Source organism: Lactiplantibacillus modestisalitolerans, from assembly GCF_005405425.1.
Taxonomy (GTDB): Bacteria; Bacillota; Bacilli; order Lactobacillales; family Lactobacillaceae; genus Lactiplantibacillus; species Lactiplantibacillus modestisalitolerans.
Genome location: NZ_BJEA01000010.1, coordinates 141,762 through 156,260, shown reverse-complemented (window position 1 = coordinate 156,260; position 14,499 = coordinate 141,762). Strand labels below are relative to the sequence as shown.

The 14,499-nt window shown below is 49.1% G+C and carries 12 protein-coding genes and 1 pseudogene; 7 read left to right on the top strand and 6 right to left on the bottom strand.

Annotated elements, in window-relative coordinates:
• Positions 1-194: 194 nt before the first annotated feature.
• The 3 genes from FFM79_RS06930 to FFM79_RS06920 all read left to right on the top strand — a co-directional run bounded on the left by FFM79_RS06930 (position 195) and on the right by FFM79_RS06920 (position 3,527).
• Positions 195-1,151 carry a nucleoside hydrolase gene (locus FFM79_RS06930; protein ID WP_137642743.1) on the top strand — a complete coding sequence of 319 codons (957 nt, stop codon included), beginning with the start codon at positions 195-197 and terminating at the stop codon, positions 1,149-1,151.
• A 587-nt stretch (positions 1,152-1,738) separates the two neighbouring features.
• Positions 1,739-2,593, top strand: coding sequence for a ribonuclease H family protein (locus FFM79_RS06925; RefSeq protein ID WP_137642742.1), 855 nt, complete (start codon positions 1,739-1,741; stop codon positions 2,591-2,593).
• 358 nt (positions 2,594-2,951) lie between these two features.
• Positions 2,952-3,527, top strand: coding sequence for a hypothetical protein (locus tag FFM79_RS06920; RefSeq protein WP_137642741.1), 576 nt, complete (start codon positions 2,952-2,954; stop codon positions 3,525-3,527).
• 89 nt (positions 3,528-3,616) lie between these two features.
• On the opposite strand, the gene FFM79_RS06915 is transcribed toward FFM79_RS06920, so the two are convergent.
• Positions 3,617-4,420, bottom strand: coding sequence for a glycyl-radical enzyme activating protein (locus FFM79_RS06915; RefSeq protein WP_137642740.1), 804 nt, complete (start codon positions 4,418-4,420; stop codon positions 3,617-3,619).
• 146 nt (positions 4,421-4,566) lie between these two features.
• Here FFM79_RS06915 and FFM79_RS06910 point away from each other — a divergent pair, with 146 nt between their 5' ends.
• A complete protein-coding gene (locus FFM79_RS06910; protein WP_137642739.1) occupies positions 4,567-5,316 on the top strand; it encodes a DeoR/GlpR family DNA-binding transcription regulator in 750 nt (249 codons plus the stop codon).
• 218 nt (positions 5,317-5,534) lie between these two features.
• Positions 5,535-7,964 carry a glycyl radical protein gene (locus FFM79_RS06905; RefSeq protein WP_137642738.1) on the top strand — a complete coding sequence of 810 codons (2,430 nt, stop codon included), beginning with the start codon at positions 5,535-5,537 and terminating at the stop codon, positions 7,962-7,964.
• Positions 7,965-8,205: 241 nt separating this feature from the next.
• On the opposite strand, the pseudogene FFM79_RS06900 reads toward FFM79_RS06905, so the two are convergent.
• Positions 8,206-8,343: pseudogene (locus tag FFM79_RS06900) on the bottom strand (ornithine carbamoyltransferase); the annotation flags it as partial.
• A gap of 18 nt (positions 8,344-8,361) precedes the next feature.
• On the opposite strand from FFM79_RS06900, the gene FFM79_RS06895 reads away from it, so the two are divergent.
• Together FFM79_RS06895 and FFM79_RS06890 are read left to right on the top strand one after the other, a co-directional pair.
• Entirely contained in the window at positions 8,362-8,733 is a 372-nt protein-coding gene (locus FFM79_RS06895; RefSeq protein WP_137642737.1) for a hypothetical protein, read from the top strand.
• 213 nt (positions 8,734-8,946) lie between these two features.
• Positions 8,947-9,648 (top strand): fructose-6-phosphate aldolase, encoded by a 702-nt coding sequence (locus tag FFM79_RS06890; protein WP_137642736.1) that lies wholly within the window; start codon positions 8,947-8,949, stop codon positions 9,646-9,648.
• A gap of 420 nt (positions 9,649-10,068) precedes the next feature.
• Here FFM79_RS06890 and FFM79_RS06885 read toward each other — a convergent pair whose 3' ends face one another.
• The 4 genes from FFM79_RS06885 to FFM79_RS06870 form a co-directional block, all read right to left on the bottom strand.
• The gene (locus tag FFM79_RS06885; protein ID WP_137642735.1) at positions 10,069-10,842 is read right to left on the bottom strand and encodes a Cof-type HAD-IIB family hydrolase; all 774 of its coding nucleotides are present in this window, start codon (positions 10,840-10,842) and stop codon (positions 10,069-10,071) included.
• A 16-nt stretch (positions 10,843-10,858) separates the two neighbouring features.
• On the bottom strand, positions 10,859-11,797 hold the full coding sequence (locus FFM79_RS06880) for a LacI family DNA-binding transcriptional regulator (protein ID WP_137642734.1): 939 nt from the start codon (positions 11,795-11,797) through the stop codon (positions 10,859-10,861).
• A 152-nt stretch (positions 11,798-11,949) separates the two neighbouring features.
• On the bottom strand, positions 11,950-12,927 hold the full coding sequence (locus FFM79_RS06875) for a Gfo/Idh/MocA family protein (RefSeq protein ID WP_137642733.1): 978 nt from the start codon (positions 12,925-12,927) through the stop codon (positions 11,950-11,952).
• A 16-nt stretch (positions 12,928-12,943) separates the two neighbouring features.
• Entirely contained in the window at positions 12,944-13,960 is a 1,017-nt protein-coding gene (locus FFM79_RS06870; RefSeq protein ID WP_137642732.1) for a Gfo/Idh/MocA family oxidoreductase, read from the bottom strand.
• Positions 13,961-14,499: the final 539 nt, after the last annotated feature.

Below are 14,499 nucleotides of genomic sequence, written 5' to 3'. Positions count from 1 at the left end.
TCCCCTTACAATTACTTCAGTTTTAGTATAAGACAGCGATTACATTTTGACTAGGGGCCGCTAAGTCCCCGAAAAAGCCAAGTTTTCACGCGAATTTCCGAACGGCCGTTGTCACCGTCCCCTGAAACGTTTACAATTAAGCTAACAACAACGCTAATCATTAAAAACTGTCTTTCACAGGGAGGATTTTGCAGATGGCAAAACGGAAAATGATTTTAGACTTGGATACTGGGATTGATGATTCACTGGCAATCGCCTACGCTGTGGGTGCGCCCGACGTCGATTTAATTGGGATCATGAGCTCGTACGGTAACGTGCTCGTTGACCAAGCGGCGGACAATAGCCTGCGGATTTTAGAGTTACTCGGTGCCACCGACGTACCGGTCTTTGTCGGTGAACCGCATTCCAGCACGACTGAACACTTCGACGTAATGGCAATTTCACAACAAATTCACGGTAAAAACGGGATTGGTGAAGTGGCGTTGCCAAAACCGAAACGCGCAGTCGAAACCCAGTCTGCGGTGGACTTTTTAATTGACGCGGCCCACAAGTACGGGTCCGACTTAACGCTGGTGCCAACCGGCCCGCTGACGAACTTAGCCGCCGCTTTGAAAAAGGCGCCCGAAATCGCCACCGAAATTGGCAATGTGACCATTATGGGCGGTGCACTGACCGTTCCTGGGAACGTGAGTCACTTCGCAGAAGCCAACATTAACCAGGACGCTGAGGCGGCCAACGCCGTCTTCACCAGTCCAATTCACTTAACGATGGTTGGATTAGACGTTACCCTGCGGACGTTGCTTACGACCACTGAAACTAAATCTTGGCGTGACCTGCAAACGACCGCTGGTGAAAAATTCGCCGACATCGTGGATTACTATATTGATGCGTACAAGGTAACGAGCCCGCACTTGCACGGCTGTGCTTTGCACGATCCGTTGGCCGTTGGGGTCGCAATTGATCCAAGTTTTGTGACTACTTTTGACTTAAACATGTTCGTGCAGGCCGAGGGTGAAGATTATGGTCGGACCATTGGCGATCCGGCCCGCTTGAAGGAACCAACTAACGTTAAGGTGGCAATCAACGTTGATCAGGACCGTTACTTACAAGCGTTTATGGATAACCTGACGGGGCTGTTTAAGAAATATTAGAGTGTGAAACCAAGCGGGTTGACCTTGAGCATTGCCTAGCTAAGGACATGATGCCTGGGTTTGGCATTGTGGCCTTAGCGTAGCAATCGCAGAGGTCAGCTTGGTTGAACACGTTTCGGCGATATTGCAGGTAAGTGTCAAATGAGCACTGCCTAGACAGCGGTGTGACGCGGGCTTTGCGTTGGACCGCTGTCGTAGCAGGCACAGGCATCAGTTGGTTTGGAGCACGTTTCAAAACCAGAGTGTGATGCCCAGCGGGTTGGTCTGAGGATTAGCCTAGCCACTGGTGCGATGCGAACTGTGCATGGTGCTAGTGGCGTAGCTAACCGCAGGACTATGCTGGGCCGAACACGTTTCGGCGATATCGCCATAAAGTGCCAGATGAACTTCAGCCTTACCTAGCTAAAGAACCGGGGGGACCGTGGCAAAAGTCACGGTCCCTTTTACGTTGCCTCATGTTAATCGCTAAAAGTCAGCTGGCTCCGCTTAACCGACTTTTGGCACACTCCCTTTCAATTAGCCTTTTCCCCACCAGTAAATTATGCTAAATTGAAGTTATCCCAACACTTAGAAAGTAGGTCCTATCCGTGGCACAAAAATACTATGCCGTTCGACGTGGCCGACAACCAGGCATTTACCGTTCCTGGCCGGAAACGCAAAAGCAAGTCAGTGGTTACCCTCAGGCGCAGTACAAGAGCTTTACGACCGCAGCGGCCGCCCAAGCTTTTATGGCTGGCCGGGCACCTAAAACTAACACCCCAACAACGCGGTCAACCGCAGTCGTAAGCCCTCAAACTCCGGCGGACATCGTCGTTTACACCGATGGCGGTTCCCGTAACCACGGTAACGTTGCCGGTGACCACGTCCATCAAGACGATCCAGCCGCGTGGGCGTACCGGATTGAATTACCCGGTGAAATCGTCACCGATTCGGCCGGTGAATGGGGTGCGACCAACAACCGAATGGAAATCATGGCTTTCTTGCGCGCGCTGGAACAACTTGCCAAGTTAGACCAAACGGCCACGCGGATTCAATTCGTCTTAGATTCGCAGTACGTCTTAAACGCCGTGACCAAGGGCTGGCTGGCGGGTTGGAAACGCCGGGGCTGGAAACGAGCCAGCGGACCCCTCGTCAACGCCGAATTGTGGCAAGCCGTCGATCAGCTTTTGCCGCGCTTCCAGCACCTTCAGTACCGTTGGACTAAGGGCCACGCGACGAATCAGGGAAACGTCTACGTTGACCACCGCCTGAACCAAACGATGGACGCCATGCAGGCTAACCAGCCGACCGCTGCGCATTCCCAAGTCACCCCTAAATCAATAGCATCGGCCAAGCCTAAGCCCGCACAACCGCAACCGGCCAAGCCAGCCGACCCGGCAACGGTGCAGAAATCAGTCGCTGCCATCCGGGCAATGTTGAAGAAGACTAATCAATCCGATTAGCCGAGCTACGGCAGTTGACCGTTTCAAGCAATCTAAAATTTACTATTAGTTGGTGTCAATGGCTCAAAGCCGTTGGCACCAACTTTTTTGAGTTACGTCCAAACAGTCCCATTACCCCGCACAACGATTTAACCAACTATAAGCGATTGAAAGCACGTGAATAATGGTTACTACGACGAATTTATTCCAAATTAACAAAAACTATCCGCACACATCACTTTCGTGGGCAAATGGGCGTCCTTTCTGTATACTAATTTTGTACACAACTCGATAAAACGGGTAAATGCCACTTTTGCACCTCAAGTGCGCGCCAACTGCAACATCCCTGTCTAAAATAAATTACTTAGGTGGTCCAATCATGACTTTTAATACTGACGACTTTCTCTACCATTTTGTTCAAGACGCACTCTTTAACAATCTAATCTACTTGCTAATATCCGTCATCAGCTATACCATTGCTTTTGCCATCCTCACCAAGCGTTCCAAGGCCTTATTGCAGCAGTCCAAAGCATTGCTTAAAAATAATGTCGCCGAACCAAAACCGGACAGAGATTCCAAACTGGAACGGATCCTGTCGTTCTTGAAATATCCCCTGATTCTAAGTTTGCTCGTCTACCTTCTGCTCCGGTTATTTTTGCACCTTAATCTCATCCTGCCATTAACCTACACTGTTCAGCTAATTTTCAGTTTGATGGTCTTGCTCCGCGTTTCCGCTAATAATCAGTATATTCACCAAGCGTATCAATATTCTCAACGCCCCGCTGAACAAGTTCAAGCGGTTGTGCGCGGCAACTTGTCTTTAGCTAACATGCGGTCGCTTCAAGTCCAATTAAAACAACTGTGTCTCGTACTCGGCGTCATCAATATTTTGCACATTCTTAGCTACTTTATTGTCTTTGATACTATTCAACTTGATCTACAATTTTTTGCATGACGTCGCGCGTTATGCAAAATAAATAATGCAACTCAATTACGGAACTAGTTGGGTTGCATTATGTCTGATTCAATTGTAACTACACAAGGTTACCACCCATTAATCCGCACACGAATCCCGTGCTGCTCGATAGCGTGGGCGTAATCTACTAGGTCATCCGCCTGTAACTGTTTAACGTCTTTCAAGGCATAGTCACGCCCCAGGTCTTGGTACTTTTTCAGTCCGAACTGATGAAACGGCAATAGTTCAACTTCCGGAACGCCGAGTTTAACGAATAACTGACCGAAATGGTCGGCATCTTCCAACGTATAGTTAAACCCCGGAATAACTGGAATGCGGACCATCATCGTTTTATGGGCCTGGACAGCGGTTTCAAGATTTTTTAAAATCACACCGTTATCGGCGCCAGTCCCAGCCCGGTGACGATTACGATCCCACTGCTTACAGTCATAGTACATGAAGTCCATGTACTGCATAAATTCTTTAAATAGTTTTGGCGTTGTGTAACCGGTCGTTTCACAGGCTAGGTGAATTCCGGCCGCCTTAATGGCCTTGGCCAGTTCAATCGCAAACGGCGCTTGAAACAGCACTTCGCCACCCGAGAAGGTCACCCCACCCCCGGATTCATCATAAAAATCCTTATCCTGCATAACAACCTTCATCACGTCTTCTACCGTCATGTAATCGCCAACGATAGTTTCCTTGGCAGTTTGTTCGTCGTACATCGACTCTTGAATTCCGGATTGCGATTCCGGATTCGCACACCACTTACAGCGTAACGGGCAGCCTTTAAAGAAAACTACCGTTCGAATGCCCGGACCATCATTAATACTAAATTTTTGAATGTTAAAAACAAGCCCTTTTAAGGGGGCCGTCGTACTGGTCGTCATCATGCTCACTCCCCTGATTGATTTACAACCTTAGCCTAGCACGATTTTTATCAAGCGTAAATGGTTTTTATTTCGAAAGAAACTAATTGAAACTTAGTTGCGTATTTTAAAAACTTGCGCTAACCTAGCCTAAAGAGGAAGTGATCCCGATGAATCAACGTAACGAACGACTACTCCAAATTGTTAACCAGCGAAAGAGAATCGAAGTCAACGAGTTAGCGGCCCTCCTCGACGTTTCGAAAGTCACCATTCGAAAGGACCTGACCCAATTAGAACAGCGGGGGCTCTTACGTCGGCAACACGGTGTCGCTATCATTAACAACCCCAATGATTTAAAGTTTCGGCTCGCTCAAAATTACGATACCAAGCGTCAAATCGCCACGGCGGCCGCAAGCTTAATTGAAGATAATGAAACAATTATGATTGAATCTGGCTCAACCTGCGCCCTTCTGGCCGAAGCCCTCGCACAGAGTGGCAAACACGTGACAATCATCACCATTTCATTTTTCATTGCCAACTACGTCCGTGACTACGATAACATCACCGTAATGGTGCTCGGAGGCGCCTACCAAGCTGATGCTCAGGTTGCGGTCGGGCCAATTACGAAGGCCACCCTCGCCAATTTCCATACGAATAAGTTATTCGTTGGCGTTGACGGCTACGCGGCCGACTACGGCTTTTACGGTAATGACATTATGCGGGCCGACACGGTTCAGGCGATGGCACAAAACGCCGAACAGACCTACGTTTTGACGGACGCTAGCAAGTTCACCGCACCTAGCACGGTTCGCCAACTCGGTTGGCAGCAGGTCAATCACGTAATTACCGACGCACAACTGCCGACTGCGATTGCGCGTCGGTTACGCCAACACGTTCAGTTAACCGTCGTTCCCAAATAAACTCAAATTTGCATTTCAAAAGGCTGTGACCTCCCCGCCACCGCCTTTTTTGATAACTTCGAATCCACCTATCGAAACGGCTACTAAATTGCACAATTGTGCATTCCATTAAAGATTCTATTTTTCACTTGAAAACGCTTAATTTTCCGGGATGCCCATGCTATGATGATTACGTAAGAAAGATATATGAGTTTCAAACGACAGAAAGGAAGACGAACATGTCAGAAACTTTAACAAAAACCACGAATCATTTTGGTCAACTCACTCCAATGATGGACCGCTTCCGCGATAGCATCATTGACGCTAAACCATACGTCGATCCCGAACGGGCGATTCTCACTACTGAAACTTACCGCGCCCACCAGGACGAGCAGGTTGATATTTTACGGGCTAAGATGTTAGAAAACGTTTTAAATAAGATGACGATTTTCATCGAAAACGACACCCTCTTAGCCGGGAACCAGGCCCGTCAAAACCGCTGGGCCCCCGTTTTCCCAGAATACTCAATGAACTGGGTGATCGACGAACTCGATCAATTTGAAAAGCGTCCCGGTGACGTTTTCTATATTACGGAAGAATCCAAACAAGAACTCCGCGAAATCGCTCCATTTTGGCAACATAATACCTTAGAGGACCGCGGTTACGCGAGCTTCCCCGAAGCCAGTCGCATTTTCTACGACCTTGGCATCATTGGTGCCGACGGGAACATCACGTCCGGCGATGGCCACATTGCCGTGGACTACAAGAACGTGGTTAACAAGGGGCTCAAATGGTACGAAGACCGGATTAAAGCTAAGCTTGCGGCCATCGATTTAACTGATTTTAACCAGCAGAAGCAGTACTACTTCTATAAGGCTGGTTTAATCGCAATTAATGCGATTCATCATTTTGCCCAACGCTACGCCGACCTCGCGGCTAAACAAGCCCAAACCGCAACCAATCCAGAACGGCGCGCGCAACTCGAAAAAATGAGCGCCATTTTAAATAAGGTGCCGTACGAACCGGCTGAGACCTTCTACGAAGCCGTTCAAGCCGTCTGGTTAACGCACCTGACCTTGCAAATTGAATCGAACGGCCACTCCGTTTCATACGGCCGCCTCGATCAGTACTTGGACCCGTTTTACGAACACGATTTAAAGACCGGCGAAATCAATGCCGACCAAGCGACCGAATTATTGACCAACCTGTGTTTAAAGACCCTCACAATTAACAAGGTCCGGTCATGGCAACATACCGAATTCTCAGCTGGGAGTCCACTTTACCAAAACATTACGATTGGTGGACAAACTCCGGATGGGCATGACGCGGTCAACCCAACCTCTTACTTGATTTTGCGGGCAATTGCCCAGGCCCACTTGCCACAACCAAACTTAACGGTTCGCTACCATAAAGGACTCAGTGACAAATTCATGCGTGAATGTGTGGAAGTCATTAAACAAGGACTCGGGATGCCCGCCTTTAACAACGACGAAGTCATCATTCCATCCTTTATCCGGCGCGGGGTTAAAAAGGAAGACGCCTACAATTACAGTGCCATTGGCTGTGTTGAAACTGCCATTCCTGGTAAGTGGGGCTACCGGTGTACCGGGATGAGTTTCATTAACTTCCCACGGGTTCTATTGCTCGTCATGAACGGCGGGATCGACCCCGAATCCGGTAAGCGGCTCCTCCCCGATTACGGTAAATTCACTGACATGACGTCCTATCAACAATTAATGGACGCTTGGGATAAAGCCCTGCGTGAAATGACCCGTCAAAGTGTCATCATTGAAAATAGTTGTGACTTGGCGCTTGAACAAAACTATCCCGACATCCTTTGCTCCGTCTTAACCGACGACTGCATTGGCCGGGGTAAAACGATCAAAGAAGGGGGCGCGGTTTACGACTTTATTAGTGGGCTCCAAGTTGGGATTGCTAACCTTGCCGACTCACTGGCCGCCATTAAGAAACTCGTCTTTGAAGAAAAGCGCTTAACGACCGCTCAGCTTTGGCACGCACTTGTAACCGACTTTGCCGGCGAAGACGGCGAAAAGATTCGGCAAATGCTCATCAACGACGCGCCAAAATACGGTAACGACGACGACTACGTTGACGACCTGATTGTCGACGCTTACCAACCATACATTGACGAAATCGCAAAGTACAAGAATACCCGTTACGGTCGCGGTCCAATCGGTGGCTTACGCTACGCCGGGACGTCCTCAATTTCGGCCAACGTTGGTCAGGGCCATAGCACCCTCGCCACGCCGGATGGTCGCCACGCCCGCACACCATTAGCGGAAGGTTGTTCTCCAGAACATGCCATGGACGTTGATGGCCCAACCGCCGTCTTTAAATCCGTTTCTAAGCTGCACACCGAAGACATTACTGGTGGGGTGCTCCTCAACCAAAAGATGTCGCCACAAATTTTGCGCAGCGATGAAAGTTGTATGAAACTGGTCGCGCTTTTACGGACCTTCTTCAACCGGTTGCACGGCTACCACGTTCAATACAACATTGTGTCCCGTGACACTTTGATTGACGCGCAGAACCATCCTGCTAAGCACCGCGACTTAATCGTTCGGGTTGCCGGCTACTCGGCCTTCTTCGTTGGGCTATCCAAGGAAACCCAAGATGATATCATCGAACGGACGGAACAATCGCTCTAGAATGGGCATCATTTTAATTGAATAACACAAAAAGTCCGCCTCAACACTTACTCAAACTTTCATCCCGATATTGAGTTGTTGCGAGGCGGGCTTTTCGTGTCGAATCACCCAAATATTGTAGCACCTGAAAAACAAAGAATAGGTTCCAATTCAACCTTGGTTCAGACACCCAATCGTTAAAAGCATAAAAAACGCACCCGCACCGACGCTAATCAAAGCGGCACTGCGAGTGAGTTTTCATCTACACTTCAAAAAGTTGTTCGGGAATAAAGAGGTGGCCCAACGTGGCCGCCATAATTGCTTTAATTGCGGGCATCCGGTTAGCCGCCTCCTCAAAAATCAACGACTGCGGACCGTTTAAAACGTCATCCATAATTTCATTAGTAAACTGCCGCAAATGCCGACCGTACTCAGCCCGGAAATGAAGTCAACCGGCGAAACGATTGGCCTGGGGCCGAATTTCGAGGCGGCCTGGCAAGCCGTTATGCCGGACAGCTACCAACTGCCGACCAAGCCCGTTGAACTGCTAACGGATGCCGCCACTTGGCAGCACCCTGCAGTTCAGGCCGTTTTGAAGGCCGCCAAGGTTCCCGCCACCATTCTGTCTGCTGACCAGCCACTCGCCGACCACACCTACGTGGGCTTCACTTTAACCGATAAAGCCAACAGCCCGCTCGTCACGACCGTATTAGCGCACGGCTGGCCACTAGTTACGGCGTTGGATACGTTACGGGCGTGGGTGGCAGCGCTCGTCCCCGTTCAAAATTAACTAAAACTTTTGGCGAAGAGGCTAGTAAAGGTTGCGTTTACTGCACAAACGCTATTTATATTTTTATTAATGCACAAATGTGCAACCATCACCAAAGTTCGGCCTTAAAAGCCCGCCCGCTCGCGGTTTAGCGAATTTCTTCCTTAAGAATTGTAGTTAGCGCTTTCATTTCCCGTTATAGTATAACCGTAAACAAAAACAGGGGTGAAAATCATGGAATTCTTATTAGATACCGTTCACATTGAAGACATTAAAAAGTACGCGCGCATCATGCCACTCAGCGGGGTAACGTCGAACCCGTCAATCGTTAAAAAGGAAGGCCAAATCGACTTCTTCCCACACATGCGTGCCATTCGGGCCATCATTGGCGACCAAGCTAGTTTCCACATTCAAGCCGTTGGTCAAACCACGGAAGCAATGATTCAAGACGCCCACACCATTTTGGAAAACGTCGACGACAACGTCTTCGTCAAAATTCCAACGAACGAAGCCGGACTCGCCGCCATCAAGCAATTAAAGGCCGAAGGGGTCAACGTCACCGCAACCGCAATCTATACCAAGTTCCAGGGTTACCTGGCAATGTCGGCCGGCGCTGATTACTTAGCACCCTACTACAACCGAATGGTTAACATGAACATTAACGCTGACGAAGTGATTGGTGAATTAGCCAATCAAATCGCCCGTGAAAACAGCACCACTAAGATTTTAGCGGCCAGCTTCCACACCGTTCAGCAAGTTAACTCGGCCTTTGAAATGGGCGCTCAAGCCGCAACCATGGGCGTTGACATTTTAAAGACTGGCCTAAGTGCACCAGCCATTGGTGCCGCCATCAACGACTTTACCGCTGATTGGGAATCGCTTTATGGTAAGGACAGCACCATCGCTTCAATTGCCAAGCAACCGCTACACGCTTAATTAACTTAACCGATCAAATCTCCTTAACGACAATCAGGCCCCTAGTTCGCATGTGCGTGTGACTAGGGGCCTGATTTTTAAGCTCTGTACCACTTGGTGCTGATCTGCTGCCTGCAGCGGGTGTAACCGGTTGGCTGGAACACTGCGGGCATCGATTTGAATCTCTTCTTTATCTCCGAATATTAATAGCCGAAACGTGCTATCGGGGGCAACGACTTCCGCCTAGCTACGAACTGGCAACGATTGGAAACCCACCAATCATCACCAGTTCTAGGCTATGACGCTTGCTGGCAATGGGGCCGAAACGTGCACTAACCAGCAGCTTCCTCCGCCTAGCTACAATAGTCACACGATGGTAAAGCCCACCATCATGTGACTATTTAGGCTATGCTCGGAAACTACCCGCTGGTTAGCGCACTCTTAATTAATCCACCCAATCTCCTTCAAACCATGCGCAATCCCATCATGGTCACAATCCGTCGTCGTCATATCCGCCTGCGCCTTAATTTCCGGCGCCGCATTGCCCATTGCAATGCCAATGCCCGCGCTCTTCAACATCTCACGGTCATTCTGGTTATCACCAAACGCCACCACGTTTTCCGGCGCCACCTTTAACGAGGCCGCCAACTTTGCAACCCCCTGTGCCTTCGAACCGACCCGCGGAATAATATCCACCCCGTACCGGTGGAACCGCACGAACGAAAACTCATCCGCGTGCGGCAACCGGTGATCCAACTCGTTCGGGTAAAACATCATCGCCTGGTAAATATCATGCGTTAAATAATAGTCCGGATCATAGTGCAACTCCGGCGCCCGGAACGTCTGCAACACCCGCTGCGTAATCGGCGTCGGGTGCGTATGCGCGTGCAAGCCATCCAACGATTCAAACACGATGTCCATGTGGTTGCGGTCCGCCGCCGTAACTAATTCTTGCACGTTCGCACGCGACAGCGTGTGACCATGAATTTGCTGGTGGTTCGCAAACGCCGCTGAACCGTTGCAGAGCACGAAATCTTGGAGGTCTAAGCGGTTAATAACCGCTTTTGCCATCGCTAGGTTTCGGCCCGTCGCAATCGCAACGTTAATCTGCCGCTGTTTCAACTGTTTAATACTCGTTAAGGTACTCTTCAAAAACGTTTTGTTGCTTGCTAGCAACGTATCGTCAATATCAAAAACTGCTAATCTTGCTACCATATCATGGGCCTCCAGCCTAACGTTCAATAAATTTTGATTTAATTAATTGGTGCGTGTGGGTATTGCTAATCGCCAGCTTAAAGGCGGCTTGGCCCAGTGCTTCCAAGTGATGGTCAATCGTGGGTAACCCCAACAAGCGACCCGATAGTAAATTTTCCTGACCAATGACCGTAATTTTCGGTAACTGGTGTTCGCGATAATAGCTGACAATCCCGGCAGCAATGTCATCGCTATTGGCTAAAATGCCATCAACCGCGGGCGTTAATTGCGCAAAATAGGCACCGGCGCGGTAGCCATCTTCAAAAGTAACCGCCCCATCAAATAAGTTCTGCGCGGGTAAAGCGCCCAAAACTTCTTGGTACGCTTGCCGTGTCATCCGGGCACTCGCACTAATCAAGTTATTGCGACTTAACAAAACACCTAAGTTTTGAATGCCCTGACGCTGCGTCCATTGGAGCGCCTCGACAACTGACTGCCGGCGGTCGGTATACGCCGCGGCCAATGTGCAATCAGCCCCGGGATCTTCGCAGCAAACGATGGGCCCGTACTTACGGTAACGTTCAAGCGTACTGAGCGCACTACTACGCGACGTAAAGACGAGCGCGTCGTAGGCCTTACTCCGAAACTCTTCTAAATACCGGCGCTCAGTCGTCATATCGTAGTTGGTCGGTAACATTGTAATTTTATAGCCGGCGGCAAATCCCGCCGTCACAATGCCGTCCACGATTCGAGCAAAATACGGATGGTTCGCATACGGTAAAACCACCCCAATCGTTTTGGTCCGCCCCTTGCTTAAATCCCGCGCCACCCGGTTGGGAACGTAGTCTAAGTCCCGCATAATGCGTTCAATTTTCTGTCGCTTATCATCAGCGACGTACTTTTGATGATTAATGACCCGTGAAACGGTCGAAACTGAGTAACCCGATAACCGGGCAATATCATGAATATTAGTCATTTTGCCACCCTCGTCTTTGGTTGACCAGCGCCGCTATGAAGATAACGTATGAAACCGGTCCCAGGTCAACCTTTTTAGTTTACTGCTATTTCCACTTAATTAAAAGGGACGCAAAAACGCGCCCAGGGCATTTCCAGGCACGTTTAAAGTTACTATCCTAATTGTAAGTTGGCACTGGCGAGGGCTTGATCAACCACATCCATCACAATTTGGGAGTGTGCCATCCGTTGTTTGGCAACCGTCATGTCGTGGGTTTCAATGATGCGCTCAAATTCTTTAAATTCCGCGTACATCCGGTGAATATGCTTATTCAAGCGCACTTTCCGGGTCACCCCACCCGGCCAGTTTTCTTCATACTGTTCCAGCGTATTCGTTGGGCCCTCAACAACAATGGCGCCCTTAGTACCTTGAATTGTGGAGCGCACGGGTGCGGCACAGTCCTTCGCCCCAATGCAAACGACCTGCGTGTTCGGATAAGTCATCGTTAGCACGCCCGACGTATCAATGTCGCGTTCAATGTTTGCGTGGTAGCTAACCTTCGTGGGTGCCCCCAGCAACCCAGTGACGAAGTGAATGTTATAAATATTCAAATCCATCAAGGCGCCACCCCCAAGTTTCGGGTTAAAGGCGGGCAATACCGTCCCCGCCTTAAATTGATCATAGCGCGATGAATATTGCGAATAGTTACATTCCACAACCTTCAAGTCGCCCAGATCGGTTAAGCTCTTTTGAATCCCCTGATAATTTTCCAGGTACTGGTTCGTAATGGCTTCAACCAGCACTAAGTCCTTGGTAATCGCCAGGGCCTTCAGCTTCGCAAGTTCAACGCCGCTTAACGTAAACGGCTTTTCACAAATGACGTTTTTACCGGCTTCCAACGCTTCTTTCGCATATTGATAATGCAGTGAATTAGGTAGCGCAACGTAGACCGTATCAATGTCCTCATTTGCCAGTAGTTCCTGATAATCCGTGTATAAATGCTTAATTGGGTAAGTGGTTTGTAACTGGCGCGCCCGGTCCAAACTATGGGGCCGCACGAGCATCCCAACGAGTTCAATGGTCGGTAGCGTCCCGACCATTGGTAAAAAGTCCTGCACGATTTTACCCGTGCCTAATATCCCTAATCGCATCGTTTATTTCCTCCTATTAGTGGCACTGCCGAATACCCGTTTCCAACATTTTAATTTGGAGTAACGTTTCTTCGTCCTTAACTAACTTGGGCTGACCGTTAACCAACGTATCATAAACACCTTGATACATCCGGCTATAATCCCCAACGCTCGAAACCACCTTTTCTTCGTGGTACTGACCAGCATCATCGACGTAGGTGAGCGTTCCGTAATCTTCGGGCCGATCAATCCCAAAATCAGCATGGTCTGGCATATAAAAGTGCTTCAAATCAAACTCCTGCCGGTCGGTCTCCTGCTTCACGAACATTCCTTTTTGACCAACGACCACAAAGCTTGGTCGCGGTTTAATTCGGAAGTAACTTGACTTCACAGCGACTTTGACCCCGTCATAGTCCAAATCTAAATCAAAATAGTCACTCATCCGACCGCGACCTAATAATTGACGCACGTCGTAGTGCACGTCATCCGGTCGCCCAAAATAGGAAATGATTTGATCAAGCGTGTGGCACGCATGCCCATACAAGAAACTATCCGCCCAGTTAAACCGGGTCGTCTGTTCGGGCACGTTCGGCCGGAAGTAGTCAAAATTATCTTCCACTTCCAACAAATCTCCCAGTTTACCGCTTTCAATTACCCGTTGAACGGTCAAGAAATCTGAATCAAAGCGCCGATTTTGATAGCACTGAATAAACAGGTGCTTTTCCTGGGCCAACGCAAACAGTTCCTGCGCTTCCGCCGTCGTCTCCGCAAACGGCTTCTCCACTAACACATTCTTACCATGTTGCAAGACGTCCTTAGCCACCGCGTAGTGACTTTGACTTGGCGTCGAAACCACTACTAATTGAATCTCCGGATCTTGATAAATATCATCAATATTAGTTGTGTAGTGCACACCCGCAATCGGTTGCCAATTTTGCTTCCCCGACCGCGAATAAATCGTTTTCACTTTAAACTGGTCTTTTAACTTTAAAACGTATGGTAAATGGTAGCGGTTGGCGCTTTTCCCGTTACCAATGAATGCAATTGTTAGCATTTGAAAACCCTCCATCAATCTAATTAAGTTAAGTGTACCATTTCAACGGCGTTTTGCGAATGTTAGGCCTGCGCTACCCCCCTTGATTAAAAATGGTCAGCCTAATTAGTTACGACACTAAGACTACTAACACTCACATTCGGCTTTTTGACATCCAAACAGGTACACTATCAATTGTACCGTTAAGTTCTATCCGGCACCCGTGACTAGTCACTGACTAACTCGCTTGCCGTTACCCCCAAAAGTATTATGCTTGAACTTAACGGCGTCCCCAATCAATGCGGCTGTGACTTCGGTGACAGCCGCATTTTTGTATCCAAATGATGTGCATTGAGAGGTGTTCGGCGTCAAACCGCTGTTTTTCGGCGATATAGCCGAAACGTGTTCCAGACCAACTGATGCCTGCGCCTGCTACGACAACGACACGATGCAAAATACGCATCATGCCGTTGTCTAGGCAGTGCTCAGCATCAACCCGTTGGTCTTCCACACTCTCACTCTTTCCCAAACACCCCCCTTGCCTTCCAGCTACTCGAAGG

Bases quoted from the DNA above. Each gene is read 5' to 3' on its own strand.
- FFM79_RS06895 (WP_137642737.1), top strand. From the start codon at position 8,362: ATGCCGACCGTACTCAGCCCGGAAATGAAGTCAACCGGCGAAACGATT.
- FFM79_RS06890 (WP_137642736.1), top strand. From the start codon at position 8,947: ATGGAATTCTTATTAGATACCGTTCACATTGAAGACATTAAAAAGTAC.
- FFM79_RS06920 (WP_137642741.1), top strand. From the start codon at position 2,952: ATGACTTTTAATACTGACGACTTTCTCTACCATTTTGTTCAAGACGCA.
- FFM79_RS06875 (WP_137642733.1), bottom strand. From the start codon at position 12,927: ATGCGATTAGGGATATTAGGCACGGGTAAAATCGTGCAGGACTTTTTA.
- FFM79_RS06870 (WP_137642732.1), bottom strand. From the start codon at position 13,960: ATGCTAACAATTGCATTCATTGGTAACGGGAAAAGCGCCAACCGCTAC.
- FFM79_RS06905 (WP_137642738.1), top strand. From the start codon at position 5,535: ATGTCAGAAACTTTAACAAAAACCACGAATCATTTTGGTCAACTCACT.
- FFM79_RS06880 (WP_137642734.1), bottom strand. From the start codon at position 11,797: ATGACTAATATTCATGATATTGCCCGGTTATCGGGTTACTCAGTTTCG.
- FFM79_RS06915 (WP_137642740.1), bottom strand. From the start codon at position 4,420: ATGATGACGACCAGTACGACGGCCCCCTTAAAAGGGCTTGTTTTTAAC.
- FFM79_RS06885 (WP_137642735.1), bottom strand. From the start codon at position 10,842: ATGGTAGCAAGATTAGCAGTTTTTGATATTGACGATACGTTGCTAGCA.
- FFM79_RS06930 (WP_137642743.1), top strand. From the start codon at position 195: ATGGCAAAACGGAAAATGATTTTAGACTTGGATACTGGGATTGATGAT.
- FFM79_RS06910 (WP_137642739.1), top strand. From the start codon at position 4,567: ATGAATCAACGTAACGAACGACTACTCCAAATTGTTAACCAGCGAAAG.